General features: G+C 67.5%; 20 protein-coding genes. 12 read left to right on the forward strand and 8 right to left on the reverse strand.

Annotated elements, in window-relative coordinates:
• Positions 1 to 480: 480 nt before the first annotated feature.
• Together Q8Z05_RS05245 and Q8Z05_RS05250 are read right to left on the reverse strand one after the other, a co-directional pair.
• Entirely contained in the window at positions 481 to 858 is a 378-nt protein-coding gene (locus Q8Z05_RS05245; protein ID WP_305942434.1) for an ArsR/SmtB family transcription factor, read from the reverse strand.
• A complete protein-coding gene (locus Q8Z05_RS05250; protein ID WP_305942435.1) occupies positions 818 to 2,104 on the reverse strand; it encodes an MFS transporter in 1,287 nt (428 codons plus the stop codon). The genes Q8Z05_RS05245 and Q8Z05_RS05250 overlap by 41 nt, the downstream gene beginning before the upstream one ends.
• Positions 2,105 to 2,325: 221 nt before the next feature.
• On the opposite strand from Q8Z05_RS05250, the gene Q8Z05_RS05255 reads away from it, so the two are divergent.
• Genes Q8Z05_RS05255 through Q8Z05_RS05270 form a run of 4 tightly spaced genes read left to right on the forward strand, consistent with a single transcriptional unit; the run spans position 2,326 to position 6,241 of the window.
• Entirely contained in the window at positions 2,326 to 3,687 is a 1,362-nt protein-coding gene (locus Q8Z05_RS05255; RefSeq protein WP_305942436.1) for a hemolysin family protein, read from the forward strand.
• Complete coding sequence (locus Q8Z05_RS05260) at positions 3,680 to 4,720, forward strand: hemolysin family protein (RefSeq protein ID WP_305942437.1); 1,041 nt, start codon at positions 3,680 to 3,682, stop codon at positions 4,718 to 4,720. Before Q8Z05_RS05255 ends, Q8Z05_RS05260 begins: the two co-directional genes overlap by 8 nt.
• 38 nt (positions 4,721 to 4,758) lie before the next feature.
• Complete coding sequence (locus Q8Z05_RS05265) at positions 4,759 to 5,556, forward strand: hypothetical protein (protein WP_305942438.1); 798 nt, start codon at positions 4,759 to 4,761, stop codon at positions 5,554 to 5,556.
• A 1-nt stretch (position 5,557) separates the two neighbouring features.
• The gene (locus Q8Z05_RS05270) at positions 5,558 to 6,241 is read left to right on the forward strand and encodes a DUF4166 domain-containing protein (protein WP_305942439.1); all 684 of its coding nucleotides are present in this window, start codon (positions 5,558 to 5,560) and stop codon (positions 6,239 to 6,241) included.
• A 19-nt stretch (positions 6,242 to 6,260) separates the two neighbouring features.
• Here Q8Z05_RS05270 and Q8Z05_RS05275 read toward each other — a convergent pair whose 3' ends face one another.
• Positions 6,261 to 6,974, reverse strand: coding sequence for a TetR/AcrR family transcriptional regulator (locus Q8Z05_RS05275; protein ID WP_305942440.1), 714 nt, complete (start codon positions 6,972 to 6,974; stop codon positions 6,261 to 6,263).
• 230 nt (positions 6,975 to 7,204) lie between these two features.
• Between Q8Z05_RS05275 and Q8Z05_RS05280 the strand changes: the two genes are divergently transcribed.
• Genes Q8Z05_RS05280 through atzF form a run of 5 tightly spaced genes read left to right on the forward strand, consistent with a single transcriptional unit; the run spans position 7,205 to position 15,921 of the window.
• Positions 7,205 to 8,716 (forward strand): amino acid permease, encoded by a 1,512-nt coding sequence (locus Q8Z05_RS05280; RefSeq protein ID WP_305942441.1) that lies wholly within the window; start codon positions 7,205 to 7,207, stop codon positions 8,714 to 8,716.
• A gap of 53 nt (positions 8,717 to 8,769) precedes the next feature.
• The gene (locus tag Q8Z05_RS05285; RefSeq protein WP_371745930.1) at positions 8,770 to 9,696 is read left to right on the forward strand and encodes an urea amidolyase associated protein UAAP1; all 927 of its coding nucleotides are present in this window, start codon (positions 8,770 to 8,772) and stop codon (positions 9,694 to 9,696) included.
• Positions 9,693 to 10,367 carry an urea amidolyase associated protein UAAP2 gene (locus Q8Z05_RS05290; RefSeq protein ID WP_305942442.1) on the forward strand — a complete coding sequence of 225 codons (675 nt, stop codon included), beginning with the start codon at positions 9,693 to 9,695 and terminating at the stop codon, positions 10,365 to 10,367. The genes Q8Z05_RS05285 and Q8Z05_RS05290 overlap by 4 nt, the downstream gene beginning before the upstream one ends.
• Complete coding sequence (gene uca, locus Q8Z05_RS05295) at positions 10,364 to 14,035, forward strand: urea carboxylase (RefSeq protein ID WP_305942443.1); 3,672 nt, start codon at positions 10,364 to 10,366, stop codon at positions 14,033 to 14,035. Before Q8Z05_RS05290 ends, uca begins: the two co-directional genes overlap by 4 nt.
• Complete coding sequence (atzF, locus tag Q8Z05_RS05300) at positions 14,032 to 15,921, forward strand: allophanate hydrolase (RefSeq protein ID WP_305942444.1); 1,890 nt, start codon at positions 14,032 to 14,034, stop codon at positions 15,919 to 15,921. Before uca ends, atzF begins: the two co-directional genes overlap by 4 nt.
• Position 15,922: 1 nt before the next feature.
• Here atzF and Q8Z05_RS05305 read toward each other — a convergent pair whose 3' ends face one another.
• Together Q8Z05_RS05305 and Q8Z05_RS05310 are read right to left on the reverse strand one after the other, a co-directional pair.
• The gene (locus Q8Z05_RS05305) at positions 15,923 to 16,843 is read right to left on the reverse strand and encodes a 2-hydroxyacid dehydrogenase (RefSeq protein ID WP_305942445.1); all 921 of its coding nucleotides are present in this window, start codon (positions 16,841 to 16,843) and stop codon (positions 15,923 to 15,925) included.
• 136 nt (positions 16,844 to 16,979) lie between these two features.
• Complete coding sequence (locus tag Q8Z05_RS05310) at positions 16,980 to 17,468, reverse strand: SRPBCC domain-containing protein (protein ID WP_305942446.1); 489 nt, start codon at positions 17,466 to 17,468, stop codon at positions 16,980 to 16,982.
• A gap of 194 nt (positions 17,469 to 17,662) precedes the next feature.
• Between Q8Z05_RS05310 and Q8Z05_RS05315 the strand changes: the two genes are divergently transcribed.
• A complete protein-coding gene (locus Q8Z05_RS05315; protein ID WP_305942447.1) occupies positions 17,663 to 18,028 on the forward strand; it encodes a VOC family protein in 366 nt (121 codons plus the stop codon).
• Between the two features lie 14 nt (positions 18,029 to 18,042).
• Here Q8Z05_RS05315 and Q8Z05_RS05320 read toward each other — a convergent pair whose 3' ends face one another.
• Positions 18,043 to 19,233 (reverse strand): MFS transporter, encoded by a 1,191-nt coding sequence (locus tag Q8Z05_RS05320; protein ID WP_305942448.1) that lies wholly within the window; start codon positions 19,231 to 19,233, stop codon positions 18,043 to 18,045.
• A 140-nt stretch (positions 19,234 to 19,373) separates the two neighbouring features.
• Between Q8Z05_RS05320 and Q8Z05_RS05325 the strand changes: the two genes are divergently transcribed.
• Both Q8Z05_RS05325 and Q8Z05_RS05330 read left to right on the forward strand, forming a co-directional pair.
• Positions 19,374 to 20,255, forward strand: coding sequence for a helix-turn-helix transcriptional regulator (locus tag Q8Z05_RS05325; protein ID WP_305942449.1), 882 nt, complete (start codon positions 19,374 to 19,376; stop codon positions 20,253 to 20,255).
• 186 nt (positions 20,256 to 20,441) lie between these two features.
• Entirely contained in the window at positions 20,442 to 23,135 is a 2,694-nt protein-coding gene (locus Q8Z05_RS05330; RefSeq protein ID WP_305942450.1) for an exo-rhamnogalacturonan lyase family protein, read from the forward strand.
• A 41-nt stretch (positions 23,136 to 23,176) separates the two neighbouring features.
• Here Q8Z05_RS05330 and Q8Z05_RS05335 read toward each other — a convergent pair whose 3' ends face one another.
• Both Q8Z05_RS05335 and Q8Z05_RS05340 read right to left on the reverse strand, forming a co-directional pair.
• Positions 23,177 to 24,637 carry a cation:dicarboxylate symporter family transporter gene (locus tag Q8Z05_RS05335; RefSeq protein WP_305942451.1) on the reverse strand — a complete coding sequence of 487 codons (1,461 nt, stop codon included), beginning with the start codon at positions 24,635 to 24,637 and terminating at the stop codon, positions 23,177 to 23,179.
• Positions 24,638 to 24,789: 152 nt separating this feature from the next.
• A complete protein-coding gene (locus Q8Z05_RS05340) occupies positions 24,790 to 25,029 on the reverse strand; it encodes a hypothetical protein (protein ID WP_305942452.1) in 240 nt (79 codons plus the stop codon).
• Positions 25,030 to 25,159: the final 130 nt, after the last annotated feature.

Consider the following 25,159-nt stretch of genomic DNA (forward strand, 5'->3'; position numbering starts at 1 on the left):
GGACGATTCGCAGAGTGTAATGCAGCGAGAGGTTTTTGTGTTTGGGGGGACCCTTTCGACGAGCTGCCGCCTACGTCCGCTCCATTGCGGTTGTTCGAGGCGAGCACTTCTTGAACTCGGCGCTATGCCGCAGCACCGCTTGATGGATTATGCCTTCAAAGGGGTCAGCGGGACGACCCGATAATCCAACGCGACCGCATTCGTCGCAAACGTTTGGCTGAGAGAATAAGCCGCGTCCTGAGATCCAAATCGCAAAGCCTCGTTTTCTCGATAGCTCCACCGCTCTGGTCCTTGACTTCCGGCGGGCAAGCAGTAGTAGAGAATCTCGCCATCGTTCTTGCGAACGACGATGCCCCATTCTTGCTGTTTCAGCTTTCCCGCCTTCCCATGTTGCCATCCTCGTCTGATCGGATAGTTATGCCGAGGCATGCCCCATTTTTGCAGGCACCTCTCGCCCACGCTGCAGCGCGGCTGCGGGTGCTACTCGTGGACGGGCTCGCCGGTGACCCGGTGGTCCGCGTGGTTGATGGTCTCCTGGATGAGCCGGATCAGGTGCCCGTCGCGCAGGGAGTAAATGACGTGCCGCCCGTCTTTCCGCGTATCCACCAGCCCGCTGAGGCGGAGCTTGGCGAGGTGCTGGCTGACGACGGTGCGGGGCACGCCCGCCCGGTCCGTGAGTTCGGTAACGGTCTTCGGACCCTGGCCAAGCTGCCACAGCAGATGCAGCCGGGTGGGCTCGGCGAGCATCCGCAGGGTGCCGGCGGCCGTTTCCAGCAGTTCCGCACCGGGCGCTACAGCGTGGACGAGCGAGGGCTCGTCAGCGGACGCGGCTAGCGGGATGCTCGGTTGACTGCTCAACGGGCTGCTCCTCGGTCTCGGGCCGGACTGCCCCGGGGCTGCTGCGCCGGGGCCAGGACAGGAAGGCTCCTGCGCTTCCCAGTATCGCAAGGATTGTCAGCGCCAGCGCCGCCCAGCCCAGTCCGGCGGCCGCCCCGATCCATCCTGAGAGCGGATAGGCCACGATGTAGCAGGCGTGCGAGAGGGAGAACTGCGCCGTGAAAACATAGGGCCGGGTGTCCTCGGTGGAGGCGTCCCGCAGCAGCCGCGCCGACGGCGTCAGGATGGTGGAGTTGCCCGCCCCCAGCAGGAACCAGAGCCCCAGCAGCCACCACCACCCCGCACCGGGCGGCGCCAGGAACATGGTTGCGGTGGCGGCGCACAGCGCCACGGGAATGACGACGGCGCCGGTCAGCATCACCGCCCGGTCCCCGAACCGCTCCAGTACAGCAGGCGCGGACAGGGCCACCGCCATGGAGCCCACCCCGAAGCAGGCGAGCGCAAGGGCAAGGTCCGCGTCCGGGCGGTGCAGCACGTCACGGACATAGACCACGGTATTAACCAGCACCATGGCGGTGGGCGCCGCCACCACCACGTTCAGCGCCAGCAGGGACCGCAGCCGGCTGGTGCGCCAAAATATCCGCGCACCCAGCGTGGTCCGGTGCCACAGCGACGTCACCGGGCCCGCGGGGGCCATAGCCTGCGGCAGGACTGTCACAGCGACCATGATGGCGGAGAAAACAAACCCGAACACTGTGCCGAGGAACAGGTTGTTGTAGCTGACCACCGTCAGCAGCAGGGCTGCCGCCGCGGGACTGACCAGCGCTTCCATGTCGTAGGCCAGGCGGGACAGTGAGAGGGCCCGCGTGTAGTCGCGCTCATCTTTCAGCACGGTGGGGATCAGGGACTGGAACGCGGGCGTGAACGTGGCGGACGCCGACTGCAGCAGGAACACCACAACATAGATCTGCCAGGCCTCCGTTATGAAGGGCAGGCACAGCGCCATGCCTGCGCGGACCAGGTCCGCCCCGATCAGCACCGGCTTCTTGGGCAGCCGCGCCACCAGGGCATTGACCACCGGCGCGAATCCCACGTACGCGAGCATCTTGATGAGCAAGGCCGTGCCCATGACGGCGCCGGCGTTGCTGCCTTCCAGGTCGAACGCAAGCAGGCCCAGCGCAACCGTCAAAAGCCCGGTTCCCAGCAGGGCGACAACCTGCGCGGCAAACAACCGGCGGTAGGTTCCGTCCCGCAAAACAGTAAGCATGGCCCAACTTCCCGCGTGCATAAGTGCATGAGTGTGCACTTAATAGCCTATGTGTTCCTGAAGGGCACATCAACCGGGTTTTCGCCTACGGCGCACACTCCTAATCTCTGACCCCGCGACCAGTAGACTGGACGGCATTATGGATGACCCTCCTTCACATATGCCCAAGCCCCTCATCCTTCTGACCGGTTCGCCGGCCACCACGGGAGAGGGGCGCCCGAATGTATGAATGGATCATGCTCGGCATCGGCCTTGTCCTCACGGTCGGCACCGGATTCTTCGTCGCCTCCGAGTTCGCGCTGGTCAATCTGGACCGGAACGATCTTGAAGCCCGCCAGGCCCGCGGTGAGAAGCGCCTTGCGCCCACCATCAAGGCCCTGAAGATCACTTCGACGCACCTCTCCGGGGCGCAACTCGGCATCACCCTCACCACGCTCCTCACCGGCTACACCTTTGAACCTGCCATCAGCACCATGCTCAGCGGGCCGTTGCTCGCAGCAGGACTTCCCGAAGGCCTGGTACCCGGCGTGGGCGCCGTCGTCGGAATTTTCCTTGCCACCATCTTCTCGATGGTGATAGGCGAATTGGTTCCCAAGAACTTCGCCCTGGCCTTGCCGCTTGCCACCGCCAAGGTGGTGATTCCGTTCCAGGCCCTGTTCACCGCCGTCTTCAAGCCCGTGATCCTGCTGTTCAACAACACGGCCAACGGCATCATCCGGTCGTTCGGGATCGAGCCGAAGGAAGAACTGTCCGGCGCACGCAGCGCAGAGGAGCTCAGCTCCCTCGTCCGGCGCTCCGCGCTGGAAGGCGTGCTCGACGTCGACCATGCGGTCCTGCTGCATCGCACCCTGCGCTTCTCCGAGCACTCCGCTGCCGACGTCATGACCCCCCGGGTCCGGATGACGGCGGTCAACGCCGATGACTCGGCGGAACAGATCGTCGCCCTCGCCACCTCGACGGGCTACTCGCGTTTCCCGGTGATCGGCCGGGACCGCGACGAGGTCCTGGGCGTGCTGCACGTGAAGCAGGCGTTTGCCGTGGCCCTGGCGGACCGCGCCACTGTCACCGCCGCTGAGCTCATGATCGACCCGCTGCGCGTCCCCGAGTCCATGGGCGTGGACACCCTGCTGGTCCTGCTGCGCAGGCAGGGCCTCCAGGTGGCCATCGTGTCCGACGAGCACGGCGGAACGGCCGGAATCGTCACGCTCGAAGACCTGGTGGAAGAAATTGTGGGCGAGCTCGAGGACGAACACGACCGCGCCCGTGTGGGCGTGGTCCGGACGGGCCGCTCCATCACGTTCGACGCCTCACTGCGCCCGGATGAACTCCTCGACCGGACCGGTATCGAAGTGCCGGACGGCGAGGAATACGACACGATCGCCGGCTTCGTCACCGACCAGCTGGACCGCATCCCCGAACTCGGCGACGAAGTCACCGTCAACGGCGGTGCCCTGCGGGTGGAACGGGTGGTTGGCACGCACGTGGAGCGCCTGCGCTTCACGCCGGACGAAACCCAGGAAGCTCCCCAGAGCCCGCACGACCGCATCATCGACAACCTCACGCAGGAGCTGACCCATGAGTGAATACCTTCCCGGCATCATCTGGCTGGCGGTGCTCCTGGTGGTCAACGCGTTCTTCGTGGGAGCCGAGTTCGCGGTGATCTCCGCCCGCCGTTCCCAGATCGAGCCCAAGGCTGAGGCCGGCAGCAAGGCAGCGAAGACCACGCTGTGGGCCATGGAACATGCCACGCTCATGCTGGCCACCAGCCAGCTGGGCATCACCGTCTGTTCACTGGTGATCCTTAACGTCTCCGAGCCGGCCATCCACCACCTGCTCGAGATCCCGCTGGGCCTGACCTCCCTGTCCGGCGAGGCAATCGGCATCATCGCCTTCGTGGCGGCACTGCTGCTGGTGACCTTCCTGCACGTGGTCATCGGCGAAATGGTCCCCAAGAACATCTCGTTCTCGGTTCCCACCCGGGCCGCGCTCATCCTGGCCCCGCCGCTGGTGATGGTGGCCAGGGTGTTCAAGCCGGTGATCTGGGCCCTCAACGGGATAGCCAACTCCATCCTGCGGCTCTTCAAGGTCCAGCCCAAGGACGAGGCCACCAGCGCCTACACGCTGGACGAAGTGGCGAACATCGTGGAGCAGTCCACCCGGGACGGCATGCTCACCGACACCAGCGGCACCCTGACGGCGGCGTTCGAGTTCACGGCCAAAACCGTTGCCGACGTGGAGGTGCCCATCAGCGAAATGGTGCTCCTGCCGGCGTCGTCCACCCCCGCGGACATCCAGCGTGCGGTGGCTCAGCACGGCTACTCCCGTTACATCCTCACGGACGACGACGGCGTACCCTCCGGGTACCTGCACCTGAAGGACGTCATGGACCTGACAACCCCGGAAAAGTTCGGCAGGCCGGTCCCGGCAAAGCGCATCCGCAAACTGGCGTCCGCCTTCAGCGGCAGCGAACTCGAGGATGCCCTGGCCACGATGCGCCGCACCGGCGCCCATGTGGCCCGGGTCTTCGACGCCGACGGCAACACCACCGGCGTCCTCTTCCTGGAGGACATCATCGAAGAGCTCGTAGGCGAAGTGCAGGACGCCACCAGCGCGTAACGCCCTGGCGAACGAAGCGGGGGAATTAGGATGCTGGAATGGGGGAGCATCAACGCGGGAAACCATCGGGGACGCATGGGCAGATTTACGTCGAAATTGGCATCTGCACATCCATGGAGCGGCTGTGGACACTGAGCCAGGATCCGGCCCTGCATCCCCGCTGGGACCTGCGGTTCTCCCGGATAGTCCCCACCGAGTCCGACGACGGCGGGACTGCCCGCTTTCGCTACGAGTTCCAGCTTCCGTTCCACACCATCAAAGGCACCGGGACTTCCCTGGGCCACCGAATGCATGCCGACGGGCAGGCCACCTCCGTGCTGAAGTTCACCACCGCAGATGCTCTCTCGCCCATCGGGCCAGGCTCCGGTTATTGGCGGTACATCCCAACCGCTGACGGCGTGCGCTTCATCACCGGCTACAACTACCGGCCGGGCATGGGCATACTTGGAAAGATGCTGGACGGCCGCGTCATCCGGCCGGCGTTGGGCTGGGCGACGGCCCTCAGCTTCGACCGCCTGCGGCTGTGGGCAGAGTCTGACCTTGATCCTGCTGATTCACGGAACAGGTGGATCATCGACGCTCTGGTCAGGGCAAGCGGCCTCGTCGCGGCGGCCCTGCTGCTCCGGCAGGCACTGACCGGACACCACGCGGCCGCGGCCGCTGCTTTGGGTGCAACTGTGGCGCTGGCCTCATGCCTCCTCCCGGCGCACCGGACCGTACCTCGGGCCGGGCGGTGCCTGCGGCATGCGCCGGATGAGCGGGCCGGGCTTGCCCCTTCCGCTCTGGCGGTGCTTCCGTCGCCGGACCGTGCGGGCTGGCCGGCGGAGAGGAAGTAGCGTGGCTTCGATCTTTGAGCAGGCGCTCGGGCGGGATTTCGGCCGGCTCCACCCGATGCTGCAGAAACGCTTCGGCGTTGACACCGATGCCGGCTACGCATGCGTGGGCCGCGGAGTCTTTTCCGAGGTCCGCCGGGGGGCATGGTGGACGGTTCCGTTTCTGCGGATCGGGGCATACCGCAACATCCTCTTTCCCGACCAGGGCGAGAACGTCCCGTTCACCATCGAGAACTATCCCTATATTGATGGATTTGGCCGGCCCACCGTCACTTTCGTCCGCACCCTCGAACTCCCGCGGTCCAGGAGGCGCCGCTTCGATGCCACCATGGTTTACAGTCCGGACACCGGGGGCATCATCGACTACCTCGGCACACACCAGCATCTAGCCACGGGACTCTTCTTGGAGGTGCTGCCGGACGGGTCGCTGCATCTCCAGTCAACGGGCCAGCGGTTCTACGAGGGCTTCATCGGATTCACTTTTCCCGCACTCTTCACTGGTACCGCGGAGCTGTACGAGAGCTTTGACGACAAGCGCGGGGTTTTCACCATTCAGATGCAGGTACGGAATCCCGTCCTGGGGTTCCTCTTTGGCTACCGGGGCGAGTTCACCTGCACGTTCCCCGCCACACCCCCTGAGGGTGCGCCGCACCGGCTCAGACCAGTCCGCGAAGAAAGGCGGCAGTAGCAGGCTGCCAGCTTGAGGCTTAGCGGACGACGTCCGGCCCGGAGAGCTCACCGCCATGTCCAGATATCAGGCTTCTGCTGAGTGACCGGACCTCGGCCAGTTCAGCGGGGAGGCCTGCCAGCACAACGGCTGCATCGGCCGTCTGCGAAGCTGAGTGATCGTCCACGAGCCCGTCGGCGCGTAGGTTGATCAATGACTCAACCAAGCGGAACGCGAGCTCACCGAGGGGCGCGCTGCCGGGGCCGCCGGCAGGTGGGAGCAGTTCCTCGACCCGTTGGCCCAGGTTCCGGTACAGCTGCCGCAGCTCGCGCCTGTCCGCCATGAACGTTTCGAAACGTTCCGCCCGGGCTTCCGGCAGGTGATAGAGGACGCCGAGGTTCCAACGGGCCCTGCACAGCAGGCTCCCGTCATAGAGCGCCACTGCGTGGAGCGCGGCAGCCGCCGTCACTGCCCGGTCCGGCCGGGAAGCCGAAAAGACAGCCCTCGCGAAGTCCAAACCGCCAGCCACGGTCCCCTTCAGCAGTTCACCGAGGATGTCATCTTTCGTGCCGAAGTGATGGTAGAGCGATGACTGGCGCATGCCCACGGCATCGGCGATGGCCCGCGTGGAGGTGTTCGCGAAACCCTGGCCGGTGAAGAGTTCGGCGGCAGCATCGAGGATTTCGTCCCGGGCAGTGGCCCCCGGGCGCACTGGCTGCTGCTTGCGGGGTCGTCCCGGTCCGGCTGAAGTCACCCCACATTCTTACACCGCACGGCAGGCGGAATGCGCCGCCTCAGCAGGCCAGGGAGCCGGTGAGTTTTTGTTCACAGAACTGAAACACCCCGAAATCCAGCTTTTACACCGGCGAAACGGAACCGGGACAGTGCACTGGAAAACTATCAAGTGACCGGTATTTCGGGAGGGGCCATCCAGCGGCTACCCAGATGTGGTCACCAGCCCCCGTTCCAGACACGGAGAATCCGATGACTTCCACCATTTCGACGGCGTCCGCCCACGCAGACGATGCAGACCTGACCTCGCTCGGCTACCAGCCGTCATTGCACCGCAAACTTGGGCGCTACGCGTCCTTCGCCGCAGGATTCTCGTTCGTTTCGATCCTGACCACGATCTTCCAGCTCTTTGCCTTCGGCTACTCCTTTGCCGGACCTGCGTTCTTCTGGACCTGGCCGGTAGTACTGATCGGCCAACTGCTCGTTGCCCTGAACTTCGCCGAACTCGCAGCCCGCTACCCGTTGTCGGGTGCCGTTTACCAGTGGGCCCGCCGAATGGGCGGCGAACTGGTGGGCTGGTTCGCCGGCTGGTTCATGGCCATTGCCCAGGTTGTCACCGCGGCCGCCGCCGCCATTGCGCTCCAGGTGGTCCTCCCCCAGTTGTGGGACGGCTTCCAGGTTGTGGGCGGCGATCCCGCACTGGCCACCGTCACCGGCGCCGCCAACGCGGTGGTGCTCGGCGCCGCACTCCTGGTGGTCACCACCGTGATCAACTGCCTGGGCGTCAAGCTCATGTCCCACGTCAACTCCATCGGCGTGACTTGCGAAATCGTCGGTGTGGCGGCCGTCATCCTCGCCCTGATCTCGGCCGCCCAGCGCGGGCCCGAAGTGGTGGCGGACGTCAGCGTAGTGGCCGGCTCGGATCTGGGCGCCGTTGGCGCCTTCCTGGTCTCCGGCCTGATGGCCGCCTACGTCATGGTCGGTTTCAACTCCGCCGGAGAACTCTCGGAAGAGACCAAGAACCCCCGCAGGACAGCACCCCGCACCATCCTCTCGGCCCTCATTATTTCCGGCATCGGCGGCGGGCTCATGATCATCACGGCGCTCATGGCCGCACCCAGCCTCGACGATGGACGCCTCGCGGCCGAGGGCCTGCCGTACGTGCTGACCGCCGTCCTGGGAACTTTCTGGGGCAAGGTCCTCCTGGTGGACGTCGCCGTGGCGATCTTCGTCTGCACCCTGGCCATCCAGACGGCGGGATCCCGCCTGGTGTTCTCGATGGCCCGCGACGGCAAACTCCCCGCCTCCGCACTTCTCTCCTCCGTCCACCCGGAGCGCGGCACCCCGATGTGGCCGTCCATCGCGATCGGCGGCCTCGCCGTCGGAGTCCTGGCCATCAATATCGGCAACGCCGCCCTGTTCACCACGCTCTGCAGTGTGTGCATCGTCATGGTCTACCTGGCTTACCTTCTGGTCACCGTTCCGCAGCTGCTCAGCCGTCTGCGCGGAGACTGGGACCGTGTGGGCCAGACCATGCCCGCGGGACTGTTCTCGCTGGGGCGCTGGGGACTCCCCGTGAACATCCTGGCCGTCCTCTACGGCGCCGTGATGGTGGTGAACCTCGCCTGGCCGCGCCCCGAGGTGTACGACCCCAGCGGCGAAAACGGTCTCCTGCTGTTCTCCGCACCCCTCATGGTGGGCGCTGTGTTGCTCCTCGGCCTCTGGGTACGGAGCCGTAAAAACCCCGACGCGCCAGCAGCGTAGGGACAGACGACTGATCACCGACAACACAGCCAACCGGCTAAGACAGCCAAGAAATGACTGACATGACACAGACCATCGAATCCGCACAGACCGCCGCCGGAACCGCCACCGTCGGAACCGCCGCCGCCGGAACCGCCACCACGGCGGGTGCACGCGCCCACGCCCGCGCCCAGCACGGGCGGACGACGGACACCATGATGTACGTGCCCGCGGCAGCAGCACCCGAATGCCTGACCGCCGGGCTGCCGGAGGCAGCCGCAGCCTCGCTCACCTGGGCAGAATCCCTCGCGTTTGGCCGGTACACCCACTTGGAACTGGCCCGCGGAACCAGGATCCGGCTCACCGATACTGACGGCGACGCCTGCGTCCACGCCGTGCTCTTCCGCGCCGGCGCGAGCTTCGAGCGGATCAACGTGGCTGACACGGTGAAGGTCCCGTGGCAGGCCTACCTCGGCCAGGGCCATCCGCTGCTGTCCGATGCGGGACGGCTGATGGCCACCCTCGTAGCCGACTCCTCAGGCAGGCACGATGCCCTCACCGGAACCACCAATCTTGCAGGCAACCAGGCAAAGTACGGTGCCGGCTCCGCGCACAGCGCGTCACCGGCCGGCCGCGAACTGCTCACGCTCGGCGCCCTCAAGCACGGCATCAGCCAGCGGGAAGTGCCGCCGTCGATTTCCTTCTTCAAGGGCACCACCGTGGACGCCGACGGCGGCATCCGGTTCACCGGCAGCGCCGGTTCCGGCAGCGCCGTCGAACTTCTCCTTCACATGGACGCAGTCCTGGTGCTGGCGAACTCTGCCCACCCGCTGGATCCGCGGCCGGGCTTCACCGGAACCGCCGTGGACATCGTTGCGTGGCAGGCCCCGCAGGACCTCGAAGCACTCGCCGCCGGCGGACTCGGATTCACGCCCGGTCCCGAGCACCTGCTCGCCCTCCAGAACACCGAACACGACTTCACCGCAAGGACTTCCGCATGAACACCAGCACATTCAGCATCCAGCCGGACGCCGCAACCGCCGCCCTGGTCCCGGGACACGTCGTCCTGGACGAATACGTCGAAGCCCGCGGCCCGTGGTCTGCTGTGGTGGAAGCCGGGGACGTCCTCACCATCGTGGACCTGGAAGGCAACCAGGCCGTTGACTGCCTTCTCTACGCAGACGGAGACACCGCTGCCAGGTACTCCGCCGCCGCAACCATCGCCGCCCAAGGCTCCATCTTCCTCACCACCGGATCGGTGCTCAGGTCTGACAGCGGCGAACCGCTCATGACCGTCGTTGCCGACGAGGTGGGTGTCCACGACACCATCGGTGGTGCCTGCTCGCAGGAATCCAACACTCTGCGCTACGGCCAGCACACCCACGAACAGCACGCCTGCGTGGAGAACTTCCTCATCGAGGGCTCCAAATGGGGCCTCGGCAAACCGGACATCGTCTCCAACATCAACTGGTTCATGAACGTGCCCGTGGACCCGGACGGCGCCCTGGGCATCGTGGACGGGCTCTCCGCTCCCGGCAAGCGCGTGGCACTCCGCGCCGAGGCCGACACCCTGGTCCTGGTCTCCAACTGCCCCCAGATCAACAACCCCTGCAACGGCTTCAACCCCACGCCCGTGCGCATGATCGTCACCCGCCCGGAGGCCTCACGATGAACCGCTTCGACACCCTCCTCGTCGCCAACCGCGGCGAAATCGCCTGCCGCATCATCGAATCCGCCCGCAAGGTGGGGCTGCGGACCGTTGCCGTCTTCTCCGAGGCGGACCGCGGCGCCAAGCACGTGCGCCTCGCCGATGAAGCCGTGCTGCTGGGACCGGCACCCGCCAAGGAGTCGTACCTCCGGGTGGACGCGATCCTGGCCGCAGCGGCTGCAACCGGCGCCGGCGCCATCCACCCCGGCTACGGCTTCCTGTCCGAAGACGCCGGGTTCGCCGAGGCCATAGAAGCCGCCGGGCTGGTCTTCGTGGGCCCTACCCCGGACCAGCTGCGGATCTTCGGCACCAAGCACACAGCCCGGGACGCCGCCCACCGCGCCGGCGTGCCCATGATCGCCGGTTCGGGACTGTTGGACGACCTCGACGCAGCAGTCGCTGCCTCCGCCACGATCGGTTTCCCGCTGATGCTCAAGGCAACCGGCGGCGGCGGCGGCATCGGCATGGCCGTATGCCGCAGCGAAGCCGAACTGGCCGAGAGCTATGCCCGGGTGGCCCGGCTCGCCAGCTCGAGCTTCGGCACCGCCGGGGTGTTCGCGGAGCGCTACATCGAGCAGGCCCGCCACGTTGAGGTGCAGATTTTCGGCGACGGCGAAGGCCGCGTGGTCAGTCTCGGCGACCGCGACTGCTCGTTGCAGCGCCGGCACCAGAAAGTACTCGAAGAAGCGCCGGCCCCGGACCTTCCGGACGGGCTGCGCGAAGAACTGCACCGCAGCTCCCGGGCCCTGTGCGCGTCGGTGGACTACCGCTCCGCGGGAACCGTGGAGTTCGTCTACGACCCCGTCCGGCAGGAAGCGTCCTTCCTCGAAGTCAACGCCCGCCTCCAGGTGGAGCACCCGGTCACCGAAGCCGTGACCGGCGTCGACCTCGTGGAATGGATGCTCAACCTTGCGCAGCAGCAGCCCGTGCTGGACGGCCTGCCGGACAGCCTTCCGGTGACCGGCCACGCTGTGGAAGCCCGGATCTACGCCGAGGACCCGGCCCGCAACTTCCAGCCCAGCGCCGGAACCGTCACCAACGCCCAATACCCGAGCTCCGGCGTCGTCCGCGTTGACGCCTGGGTGGAAACCGGCAGCGACGTGTCCACCAACTACGACCCGCTCCTGGGCAAACTCATCACCTTCGGCGCCAGCCGGGACGAAGCCCTCGATTCCCTGGCCGATGCCTTGGCGGAAACGCGCATGGACGGCATCGAAACCAACCTCGGCATGCTCCGGTCCGTCACCGGGCTGGACGTGGTCCGGGCCGCCGCGCACTCCACCGGCACCTTGGACAGCGTCGGCGACCCCGAACCCCGCATCACCGTGGAGCGCCCCGGACTCCAGACGAGCGTTCAGGACTGGCCCGGACGGACCGGCCTCTGGCAGGTGGGCGTTCCCCCGAGCGGCCCCATGGACGATCTGTCCTTCCGCCTGGGCAACGTGGCACTGGGAAATCCGGAAGGTGCGCCCGGGCTCGAATTCACTATGGCCGGGCCGGCGCTGCACGTCACCCATGCCACCACCGTCTGCGTCACCGGAGCCGACGTGGCCGTCACCGTCAACGGCGATGCCGTACCGGCCTGGGAACCGGTCACAGTTCCCGCTGGCGGCGTGCTCGACGTCGGATCGGCCGAGGGCGCCGGACTCCGCGGCTACATCCTCTTCGAAGGTGGCCTCGACATCCCGACATACCTCGGCAGCGCGTCCACGTTCACCCTCGGCCAGTTCGGCGGGCACGGCGGCCGGGTGCTGCGCGCCGGTGACGTGCTCCGTAACGTCGCCGGGACCGCACCTGACATTGTGCCCTCCCCCGTTCCGCCGGAAAGCCGCCCGGCACTGGCCAGGCAGTGGGAGCTCATGGTGGTGGAGGGACCGCACGGGGCCCCGGAGTTCTTCCAGCGCGAGGACATCAACGAACTGTTCGCGGCGTCCTACGAGGTGCACTTCAACTCTGCCAGGACCGGCGTGCGCCTCATCGGACCGAAGCCGCGCTGGGCACGGAACGACGGCGGCGAAGCCGGTCTGCACCCCTCCAACATCCACGACACCGCCTACTCGGTGGGCGCCCTGGACTTCACCGGAGACACCCCCATCCTGCTGGGCCCGGACGGTCCCAGCCTCGGCGGCTTCGTCTGCCCGGTCACCGTGGTTACCGGCGACCGCTGGAAGCTGGGCCAGCTCCGGCCCGGCGACACGGTCCGCTTCGTTCCGGTCACGACGGTCCAGGCGCCGTCCGCGAAAGAACTCGGACCGGCCCGGCAGCTGCTCCTGCCCGGCTCAAAGGGCGACGGCTCAAAGGGCGACGGCTCAAAGGGCGACGGCGACGACGGCGTGCTGGGCCGCGTGCCCGAAGGCGACGGCCGCCCGGCGGTCACCTACCGCCGCTCGGGGGACGACAACCTGCTCGTGGAATACGGCGACATGGTGCTGGACCTCGGCCTCCGCGCCCGGGTCCACGCCCTGCACCAGGAGCTCGAGCGGCTGCGGCTTCCCGGCATCGTGGACCTCACGCCCGGCATCCGTTCCCTTCAGGTCAAGGCCGATCCGTCCGTCCTCCCCACCGCCCGGCTGCTGGGCATCGTGCGGGAAATCGATGCCGGCCTCCCCGCCAGCTCGGAGCTCGTCGTTCCGAGCCGCTCCGTCAGGCTTCCGCTGTCCTGGGACGACCCCGCCACGCGTGAGGCAATCGAGCGGTACATGGCTGGCGTGCGCGACGACGCACCGTGGTGCCCGTGGAACATCGAGTTCATCCGCCGCATCAATGGACTGGACTCCGTGAACGACGTGTTCGACACCGTCTTCAACGCCGACTACCTCGTGCTCGGCCTGGGCGACGTCTACCTCGGTGCTCCCGTGGCCACGCCGCTGGACCCGCGGCACCGCCTGGTCACCACGAAATACAACCCCGCCAGGACCTGGACTCCGGAGAACGCCGTGGGAATCGGCGGCGCCTACATGTGCATCTACGGCATGGAAGGGCCGGGCGGCTACCAGTTCGTCGGCCGCACCACGCAGGTCTGGTCCCGGCACGCCACGGCTGCCCCGTTTGAGCCCGGCTCACCGTGGCTGCTCAGGTTCTTCGACCGGATTTCCTGGTACCCCGTCAGCCCGGAGGAACTCCTGGACCTGCGGGCGGACATGGCAGCCGGGCGGGGCCGGGGCGTGGAGATCGAGGACGGAACCTTCTCCCTTGCGGAGCACGAGGACTTCCTTGATGAGAACAGCGATTCGATCGCCGCCTTCCGGGCACGGCAGGAGAAAGCTTTCGCCATCGAACGCAAGGCCTGGGAGGACGCCGGGGAGTTCGACCGCGCGGAAAAGGCCGTCGCCGTCGCCCTGCCGTCGGAAGACGTGGTGGTTCCCGACGGCGGGACCCTGGTGAGCTCGCCGTTCGCGGCCAGCGTCTGGAAGGTGGACGTCGCGCCCGGAGACAAGGTGGTGGCCGGCCAGCCGCTGGTCTCCATCGAAGCCATGAAGATGGAAACCGTCCTCACCGCACCCAGCGACGGGATTGTGCTCCGGGTGTTGCCCAGCGCCGGGTCCCAGGTGGTGGCAGGTGAGCCGCTGGTGGTCCTCGAAGCCGCAGAAATCAACGAAGAGAACTTCGTCCTCGAAGGGAGCGCGGCATGAGCGGCGTCAGCGAATCAGCCACCAACCGGGTGACGGCGGCACTCGCCGCAATTGACGCCGTCGACCGCCCCGAGATCTGGATCAAGATCCGCAGCCGCGAAGACCTGCTGGCGGAGGCGGCACACATCGACGCCCAGGCGGCCGCCGGCGAAGACCTGCCCCTGGCCGGACTCCTGCTGGCGGTCAAGAACAATGTGGACGTCGCCGGAGTGACCACGACGGCGGCATGCCCGGGCTTCGGATATGAGCCAGCGGAGGATGCCGCGGCAGTGGCACGGCTGCGTACCGCCGGCGCGGTGGTGCTGGGCGCAACCAATCTGGACCAGTTCGCCACCGGGCTCGTGGGGACCCGGAGCCCCTACGGCGCCGTCCGTGATGCACGGCAGCCGGAGAGGATCTCGGGAGGATCCAGCTCGGGGTCCGCTGTGGCCGTGGCGCTGGGCCTTGTGGATATCGCCATCGGAACGGACACTGCAGGGTCCGGCCGGGTTCCGGCCGGGCTGCAGGGAATCGTGGGCATCAAGCCCACCTTGAATGTGGTGTCGACGGCGGGAATGGTGCCCGCGTGCCGTTCCTGGGATACCGCCACCATCCTGGCCCGCGACCTCGACACCGCGGAGCTGGCCATGGGGATCATGGCCGGGGCATCGCGAACGTGGCCGGCGGACACACGGCTGGCCGCACCGTCCCGGCCGCGGGCGGCGTACCCGGCGTCGCTGCCGGCGCTGCCGGATGAATGGGCTGCGGAATTCGGCGCCCAGATCGACCGGCTGCGGTCCACGGGTGTGGACGCCGAGCCGATCGAACTGGACGTCTTCCTGCGGGCGGCCCGGCTGCTGTACGACGGCGCCCTCGTGGCCGAGCGCCACGCCGCCGTCGGACAATTCATAGACGCCGCCGTCGCCGGTGACGGGTTCAAAAGCGGCGCCGCCGCGGGGCTGGATCCGACGGTGACCGGCATCATCACTGCAGCGGGCGGGGTGCCCGCCCACCAGTATGTGACGGACACGGCGGCCCTGGAGGAGCTGAAGCGGGAGGCCCTGTCCCGGCTTGAGGGATTTGATGCCCTGATTGTGCCCACCACTCCGTTCCACCCGACGCTGGCGGAGGTGGCCGCGGACCCGGTGGGGGTCAACTCGCGCCTGGGCACGTACACCAACTTCTGCAATCTTTTCGATATGTGTGCAGTCGCTGTTCCGGCCGGCACCGTGGCAGAGGCTGACGGCGGCCGTGCCGCGCAGTTCGGCCTCACCGTGGTGGGGCGCACGTTCGACGACGGTGTAGTGGCCGGTATTGCCCGCAGGATTGAAGCCACACCGGACCTCCCGGCACTGTTCGCTACCGGGGCCGCACCACGCCGTGCCGCCGCTGACCGGCGGCCTTGGCCCGTTGCCGCCGGTGCGCAGGCGGTGCCGCTGGTAGTGGTGGGCGCGCACCGCAAAGGCCAGCCGCTGGTGGCCGAACTGGAACGGCGGGGCTCGTTCTGGGACGGTCCCGTTACCCTGGCACCCCGTTACCGGATGGTGGCGCTGGACACCCAGCCGCCGAAGCCCGGCGTCGTCCGTTCCGACGACGGGGCCGAACTGGCGGCCGAGAGGTGGCTGTTGTCCGAGGCCGCCCTCGGGTCCTTCCTCGCGGAGCTCCCTGAGCCGATGCTGCTGGGTTCGGTCCAGCTCAGCGACGGATCGTCCGCCGTTGGCTTTGCCTGCGACGCAGTGGCAGCAGCCCGCGGCCGGGACATCACGCATTTCGGGGACTGGCTGGTGGCCCAAGCTTCAGCCGGTACCGGGTTAGCCGGTGCCGGGACCGCGGACAAGGCCGGCCACGGCATCTGGAGGCAGACCGGGGAGGCGTTACTGACGGGCCTGCAGCGCGGCCGCGGGTAGCTCAGCCGCCGAGCACCACATTGACCGGCGGCTCCCCCGCCAGCATCAAGTCAATCTGCCGCTGCAGCAGCCGGCCCATGCGCGGGCGCATCGCGGAGCTTGCTCCGCCCACGTGCGGGGTGATGATGACGCCGGGCGTGCCCCACAGCGGGTGGTCCTGCGGCAGCGGTTCGGGATCCGTGACGTCCAGCGCGGCGCGGATCCGGCCGGAGCCGGTGTGGCGGACCAGCGCCTCCGTGTCCGCCACCGGTCCGCGGGCCACGTTGACCAGCAGCGCGCCGTCGGGCATTGCCGAAAGGAAGGCGTCATCGATCAGGTGCTTGGTGGCGTCGCTGAGGGGAACACCGACCACCACGATGTCGTGCTCCGGCAGCAGCGCGGGCAGTTCGTCTATGCCGTGGATGGTGCCGTTTTCGTCCGTCCGCTGACGGCTGGCCACCCGAGTGACACTTGTTTCGAACGGGATGAGCCGCTGCTCGATTGCCTTGCCCACTCCGCCGTAGCCCACAATGAGGACGCGGCGGTCGGCCAGGCTGGCGGTGGGCCGGGCGTCCCAGACGCCGTCCTGTTGGCTCTTCATGAGCCGCGGAAGTTCCCGCTGGCTGGCCAGGATCATGGCCAGCGTCAGCTCGGCAGTGGATGTCTCGTGAACGCCGGCCGCGTTGGCGAAAACCCGGCCTTCCGGGAGCGAGTCGGCCACGCCGTCGTACCCGATTGACTGGCTCTGCACCAGGGCGGTCTCCACCGCCTCGAGGTTCCGGAGGACCCGCGTTCCGCCCATATACGGCGGGACCACGATATCGATCTGCGGCTGCGGCGGCTCGCCCGCAAAGTCCCACTCCACAACGGTGACGTCCGGGTGCGGCGTCAGGTACTCGCGAAGTACGGCATCGGGCAGGCTGACAGTGATCTTCCGGGTCATGATTCTCCAACAGCTCGGTCGGCTCGGGGCAGGCTGATGCCACAAAGGGCGGCCCGCCGGGAGGGTTCTTTGCTTGCCAGCCTAGTGGAGGGACGCGTCCCGGCGGGTTTCCCATCTCCTCGGCTGAGGCCGGCGGTCAGTCATCAGTGCTGGATTCCGAACTGGGGCGGAGGTAGTCCCGCAGCAATGGGAATTCCGTGCGCACGTGGGCATCCAGCTCCGCGATGAATGTGGGCGTGAAGTACAGCCGGAGCAGCGGGTCCAGCACGCGGCCGATTCCGGGCCATCCGGCGGTGATCGTGTGGCGCACCGACACCCCGCCCGGTACCGGGGTGAGCTCCAGGGTCAGGCGCGCCGGTAGAGGAACGATCTTCCGGAAGCGCCACACTAGCCTGCGGCCCGGTTCGGCAGCTTCCACGACTCCGCGCAGGCGCAACCGGCGCCGGCCTACGAACTCGTCCATGACCACCACGTCGCCTACCCCGCCGGTGGCCCGCCCCAGCACGTGGAGCTGCAGGTGGGTGCCGGGCCACCAGTTCCGGTATTGCTCATCGGTGCAGGACACCATGAAGTCGGTGACATCACGGCCCGTCAATCCCGCGACATCGACTGTCGATTCTGTCACCAGCATCGGTGCCACCAGTACCGCCGTGCGGCCGGGCGTTCCGACGGGAGATCCGCTAGGTCCGGGTTGTCAGAGATGAGTTCCATGGGCCAACGCTACGCACCCGACGTGCGCGGTCAAGAGCAACTACTCGAGGCAGCAGAAAGATCCCGCGGTGCGTTGCAGGGCAGTGTGCGTCGGTGTACCTTGGCCGGATGCTGAGCATTGGCTCGATCGTGATCCGGGTTGACGACCTCCAGGCCCAGATGGCCTTCTGGCAGGCCGCCCTCGGCTTCGAGCCGCGGCACGCGCCCGACGACGACTTTGTGATCCTGCAGCCGCCGGGCGGTGCGGGCACCTGCATCTCGCTGGACCGCGTCCCGGCGGCAGTGCAAATCCCGCCGCGCATCCATCTGGACCTTTACACCGAGGACCAGGCAGGCGAAGTGCAGCGGCTCCTGGGCCTCGGCGCCACCCGGGTCGAGTGGAGCAAACGGCCCGCGGACGCGGACTACGTGATCATGGCCGATCCCGAAGGCAACCGCTTCTGCGTCATCGACACCGCCGGACGGAGCGGCTAAGCGGGACGGAACGACTACGCGGTCCGCCTGCCGAGCCACCACAGCAGGAGTCCGAACAGGCACAGTCCCGAGCCGGCCACCATGATGGCCGTCCAGCCGCCGATCGGCCAGAGCACTGCGACGGCCGCGGATCCCGCGGCACCGCCGATGAAATTGCCGGTCACAAAAAGGGTGTTCAGGCGGCTCCGGGCCTCATGGGAGACTTCGAACAGACTGGCCTGGTTGATCCGGTTGATGACCTGGATGGCGATGTCGATGACAATGACGGCAAGAATGATGATCACTACGGAACCGGCGCCCAGGGCGGCGGCCACCAGAGTCAGCAGCGTCGCGGCCCAGGCGGCACCGGTCGCGGGGAACCCCCAGCCTCGGTTGTAGAGCCAGCCGGCGCGCTGGGCAGTGATGACCCCGGCCAGCCCTGCGAGACCGAACAGTCCGATGACCGGGACCGGGTAGGAAAAGGGAGCAGCGCTGAGCAGGAAGGTCAGCGACGTCCAAAACATGGTGAAGACGGCGAAGGCGGTGGCACCCAGGAGCAAGGTCCACCGGATCATCCGGTGCTGCGCAAGGATCGTCCCCAGCGATGCCAGAAGGGCCGCATACGGCATTGAAGTCTTGGGTTCCAGCTGCGGAATGGCCCTTCGCAGCACTACGGCGAAAACGACGGCGGCGATCGCGGCGACGATGTAGACGGCCCTCCACCCGAGAAGGCCGGCAATAAAGCCGCTGATAGTCCGGGAGAGCAGGATGCCGGTGAGCATGCCCGCTGTCACGGTTCCCACCACCTTCACCCGCGCGCCGGGTCCGGCAAGGTCGCCCGCCAGGGGAACCAGCAACTGGCCGGCAACGGTGCTCAGCCCGACGGCAAACAGCGCTGCCTGGAGAACAACGATTGATGGCGCCGCCGCGCAAACAGCGAGTGCGACGGCGGAACACAGCAGGATCAGCGGGACAACACGCTTCCTGTTGAGGACGTCCCCCAGCGGCACAACCAGCAGGATGCCGAGCACGTAACCGATCTGCGTGAGAGTCACCAGCCAGCCGGCGGTTGCCGCCGATGACTGAAAATCGCGGGCTATGAACTCCAGCAACGGCTGCGACCAGTAGAGGTTGCCCACAGCGGCACCTCCAGCCACAGCGAACAACAGGGTCAGCCCCCGGCTCATCAGCTGCGGCGTTGAATCAGTCTTGTCTGTGGTGCTCAAAGGGTGGTCCTCTCCATCTCGTCAGACCAGTCAAGCAACGGTTTCGACGGGCGGGAAGGCCGCGGTTAACCACGGGTGCGGCGTACCCGGGTACTGGCAGGGCCCCCCAAAGCGCAGGTCCGGAGGGCTACCATCGATCCATGGATTACCAGTCGGAGATCAGGAGTTTCCTTGTCTCCCGCCGCGCCCAGCTCTCGCCCGAACAGGCCGGAGTGCCCTTCCATTCCGGCGCCCGACGCGTCCCCGGACTGCGCCGCGAAGAGGTTGCCCAGCTTGCCGGCGTGAGCGTGGATTACTACACCCGGCTGGAACGGGGGAAAACCAAGGGCGCCTCCACCGAAGTACTCGAGGCCATTGCCGAGGCCCTCCAGCTCGACGACGCCGAACGCGAGCACCTCATGCATCTGGCCCAGGCCAGCCGCCCCAAACGCCGCGCCTCGGCCAACCCGGGCCGGAAGTCCGTCCGCCCGGCCATCCAGATGGTCCTCGACTCCGTCACCGGCCCGGCGTACGTGCAGAACGGCCGGATGGACCTGCTCGGCGCGAACCAGCTTGCCCGCGCCGTCTACTCACAAATGCTCGAGGATACTACCGGCCAGGCAAACTTCGCCCGCTTCAATTTCCTCGATCCCCGCGCCCGCGACTTCCACTACAACTGGGAGCAGACGGCACGCAACAGTGTTGCCCTGCTGCATGCTGCCGCGGCGCGTGATCCCCAGGACCAGGACCTCATCAACCTGATCGGGCAACTATCCACCCAGTCCACGGATTTCCGGACCCTCTGGGCATCGCACAACGTGCTGAGATACCGCTCAGGAATCAAGCGCTACCACCATCCCTTGGTGGGCGACCTCAGCTTCGGGTTCGAGGGGTTCGAAATCGCCACCGATCCCGGACAGCTGCTGACCGTCCTTACGGTTGAACCTGGATCGCCGTCAGCGGCAGCGCTTAATTTGCTCGCCAGTTGGACTGCGCCGGCCCGCGGCGCCGTGGCCGCACCCTCACAGCCTGTCGCGGAGTGATGAAGCTCCACGGACGTTGACTTCCGACGCACCCGACTGTTAGAAAGAGACGGAAAACGTTTTCCCACGTACCACGGCCACCCTCCCCAATTCAGCACCGGGTCAGCCTCCGCAGATTTTGAAACGATCTAAAAATGTGGAAGCCCCAGCCAATGGCCGCGACCCATCCCGTTTCGAAGGAGAAGCATGACCACCGAAGCACAGCTCAACTGGCTCGACGGCGGCGCGCCCGCGCAGAGTTCCGGCGGCACCACATGGGGCATGCCGTTCGCCCGCGGCGCAGTTGCCGGCGTCGGCGGCATCTCCGTCTCGGATCCCGCCGGGCGGACCGTCCCCTCGCAGGCCTGGCCGCTGGCCACCTGGCCGGACGGCTCGCTGAAGTGGGCCGGCATCGCCCTGCCGGCCACCGATTCCCCCTCCACGCACTACCGGGTAATGTCCGACGGCGGCACCACGCCCGCAGCCGGACGCCTGCCGGCGCCCGAGGCCTCGCCGGCGCCTGGGCCCGCACCGCAGGTCGCCGTGACGGAAACGGAGGACACCATCACGGTGTCCACCGGCACGCTGGACATGGTCATCAGCCGCACCGGATCAGCCCTGTTCACCTCCCTCTCCCGCGGCGGCACGGTGGTGGCAGAGGGCGCCCGGCTGGTCAGCCTGCTCCAGGACGGTGTCCCGGAAGGCCCCGGCAGCGCCAGCCGGCATGCGTTCACCGGCGAGGTGACCGCCGTCGTGCTTGAACAACGCGGCCCGGTCCGCGCGGTGGTCCGGCTGGAAGGCGCGCACCGGCCGGACACCGCGGACGACGCAGACGGAAAGCAGCGCAGCTGGCTGCCGTTCGTGGTCCGGTTCTACTTCCACGCCGGCGCCCGCAGCGTGCGGATGGTCCACTCCTTCGTCTGGGACGGTGACGCGGAGCGCGACTTCCTGGCCGGGCTGGGTGTCCGCTTCACAGTTCCGCTGGAAGGCCAGCTCCACGACAGGCATGTGCGGATCGCAGGGGCCGACGGCGGTTTCCTCACCGAGGCGGTGCGCGGCCTGACCGGGCTGCGCCGAGACCCCGGCGACGACGTCCGCCGAGCCCAGATCGCGGGGCAGGCAACCCCGCCGCTGGAGGAGTGGAGCGAGCTGGTCTCCACGCGGCTGCACCTGATCCCCGCGTGGGGCGACTACACCCTGACCCAGCTGAGCGCGGACGGCTTCGAGCTCCGCAAGCGCACGGCTGCCGGCCACGGCTGGGTGGGAATCTCCGGCGGCACGCGGGCGGCCGGGTTCTGTTCCCTCAGCACTCCCGAGGGCGGCTTCGGCATCGGCGTCCGCAACTTCTGGCAGTCCCACCCCGGCCAGCTGGACATCCGCAACGCCGCCACCGCGCAGGCGGAAGTCACAGCCTGGCTCTACTCCCCCGAGGCGCAGCCCATGGACCTGCGGTTCTACCACGACGGCCTGGGCCAGGACACCTTCGAGGACCAGCTCGAAGGCCTGGAAATCACCTACGAGGACTACGAGCCCGGCTTCGGCAATCCCCATGGCATCGCCCGCACGCACGAGCTGACGCTGTTCGCCTACGAATCCACGCCGGACACCCGCGCCCTCGCCGCCGACCTGGAGGCATCCTCCACGCCGCCCCTCCTGCAGGCCACCCCGGAGTACCTGCACTCGGCCGGCGTGTTCGGCGACTGGTCGCCCGTGGACCGCAGCACGCCGGAGCGGGCCGGGCTGGAGGACAAGCTGGACTTCCTGTTCGACTTCTACGCCGGCCAGGTGGAGCAGCGCCGCTGGTACGGCTTCTGGAACCACGGCGACGTGATGCATACCTACGACGCCGACCGGCACGCCTGGCGCTACGACGTGGGCGGGTACGCCTGGGACAACTCGGAGCTCTCCCCCGACCTGTGGCTCTGGTACATGTACCTGCGGTCCGGCCGGGCGGACGTGTTCCGTTTCGCCGAGGCCATGACCCGCCACACGGGCGAAGTGGACACCTACCACGCGGGCCCCTGGCAGGGCCTGGGTTCCCGGCACAACGTCCAGCACTGGGGCTGCAGCGCCAAGCAGCTCCGCATCAGCACCCCTGCCTACCGCCGCTTCTACTACTACCTGACGGCCGATGAACGCACCGGCGACCTGCTCTCCGAGCTTGTGGACAGCGACCAGAACTTCCTGGGCCTGGACCCCACGCGGAAGGTGCGCCCGGACGCCGCCACCTACCGGCCGGACCGCAGCGCACTGGCCGTGGGCCTGGGAACCGACTGGGGATCCCTGGCCGCAACGTGGCTGACCGACTGGGAACGCACCGGCAACCCCCGCTCGCGGGACAGGCTGCTGGGCACCATGGCGGACATCGGCGCCCTCAAATACGGCTTCCTCACGGGCGAGGCGCTGTACGACCTGGATAAAGGACGGTTCGACGCCGGCCGCGAAGTCATCAGCGTCTCGCACCTCTCCGCGGTGTTCGGGCTGGTGGAAATCTGCAGCGAACTGGTCAGCCTGGTGCCGGACGCCGCCTTCGAACGCGCGTGGCTGCAGTACTGCCGGCTGTTCCTGGCCTCGCCGGAGGATCAGGTTGCCGAGGTGGGCCGGCCGCTGGACGGCATCTATCTGACCCAGGCCCACAGCCGGCTCTCCGCGTACGCAGCCTCCCGGCTGGGGGATGCCGGGCTTGCCGCCGGCGCCTGGCGCAGCTTCGCGGAGGGCGGTGAACACCTCAACCACGCGGAAGCGTTCACGCTGCGGAAGATCGAACCGCCGTATGTCCTCATGCCCGTGGACGAGGCAGCCACGGTGTCCACCAACGACGCCGCACAGTTCGGCCTGGCGGTGATCCAGAACCTGGCCCTGATCGGCGACCACCTCCCCGTACTCGAACCCGCCCCGTAAGCGGCGGGTTCGAGTGCGGGGTGCCGGGACGCGCCTTCGCGTTAGCGAGCTGCCACAGGCTCGACGGCGGCATCAGCCGCCGGTGCGCCGCCCGCCGTCGCGCCTTCCGCCGTCGCGCTTTCCGGAGTTTCCAGTGTTTCGGTTCCTTCGGTGAGCTCACCGCGGAAGGCGCGGAGCATGGCGTCGCGGTCGAACTGGCCCTCCCATTTGGCCACCACGAAGGTTGCCACGCAGTTGCCCAGCAGGTTCACGGAGACGCGCATGGAGTCCATGAGGCGGTCCGCGCCGAGGAGCAGGGCCACACCGGCCACCGGGAAGATGCCCAGCGCGGCCGCGGTGGCCGAGAGCGCCAGGAAGGCGGACCCGGGGACGCCCGCCATCCCCTTCGACGTCAGCATCAGGATGCCCAGGGCCGCGAGCTGCTGGCCCAGGTCGAGGTTGTACCCGAAGGCCTGCGCCAGGAACAGCAGGGAGATGGACAGGTAGAGCGCGGCGCCGTCCAGGTTGAAGGAGTAGCCGGTGGGCACCACCAGGCCGGTGGTGGCGCGGGAGCAGCCGGCGTTGGTCAGCTTGGTCATGATGCGCGGAAGCACGGACTCGGTGGACGCCGTGCCGAGCGCCAGCAGGAACTCCTCCCGGCTGTACTTGATGAACTGCCACAGCGGGACGCGCGGGTACACCCAGGCCACCACGAACAGCAGGCCGATGAAGATGATGGCAGCCCCGTAGCAGGCGGCGATCAGCAGCGCATACGTGCTCAGCGAACCGAGGCCGTACTGGCCGATGATGAACGCCATGGCGCCGAACGCGCCCACCGGCGCAACACGCATCACCCAGCCCATGATCTTGAAGAACAGCTCCAGCACCGTCTCGAGGAGATTCACCACGGGCAGGCAGCGCTCACGGCCCACCACCACGATGGCCGCCCCGAAGAACACCGAGAAGCAGAGCACCTGCAGCAGGCTGTTGGAGGCGAACGCGCCCACCACGCTGGTGGGGATGATGCCCAGCAGGAATGCGCCGGCATCCTTGGGCGGGGCCGTGCCGGTCTTGGCGTTGAGGGCGTCCTGCGAGAGCGTGTTCGGGTCGATGTTCAGTCCGGCGCCGGGCTGCACGATGTTGCCCACCACCAGCCCGAACACCAGGGCGAAGAGCGTGGCCCCGGTGAAGTACAGCAGCGCCTTTACGCCTACCCGGCCCACGGCCTTCACGTCGCCCACGGCCGAAATACCGGTGACGATCACCAGGAAGATCAGCGGCGCGATGATCATCTTGATCAGCTGGATGAAACCGTCTCCCAGCGGCCGCAGCGCCGAGCCGAGGTCGGGCCAGAAGTGGCCGATCCCGATGCCCAGGCCGACGGCCACGAGGATCTGGACGAAGAGCGACTTGTACAGCGGCTTCTTCGGCGCCTGCTGCGGGGCCGCCGCGGTGTTCGTTTCGTGAACCGCGGACGCGGAGGACGCCGGGGTCGGGGTGGGGGTCGGGCCGGGGATCTTCATCAGGGCTGCCAATCAACGGGGAAAAGGCGCGCTGGACGCCTTCAGGTCATGGGCAACGCTAGGATCCCCGTGTTTCCGGCAGGCTAAATCCGTACTGCGGAATTGTTTAACCGCAGAATGGAATCAAAATGCATGCTCCCGGTTACGCGGCGTTACACCTCGTCGTCCCACGTTCCGGCGTCCTGCGCCGCCTCCTCGGGCTTGCGTTCCGCGTCCGGATCGCCGCTGCCAACGTACGACGCCGGGACGGTCCCCCCGGCCTGCGTCTGCTGTTCTTCGCGGATGTTCTTCGCCGCACCCTTCTCCGGGTGGGGCTGCTGCCTGACGGCGTCCGGGTCGCCCGGGCCGATGAGGCCCGCCGGATCGGTTGCTGCGTCCTGGGGGTCGGTCATGGTGGCGCCTTTCATTCGTGGAAAAACCAGCCTATGGCGCCATGTTCACCCCGGCCAGATTTCCGGATGTTCAACATCCTGAATAAGTCCGCATTTTCCGCGTAAATTCGCGGGAAAATGGTGCGCATCG

The organism is Arthrobacter oryzae (assembly GCF_030718995.1).
GTDB lineage: Bacteria > Actinomycetota > Actinomycetes > Actinomycetales > Micrococcaceae > Arthrobacter > Arthrobacter oryzae_C.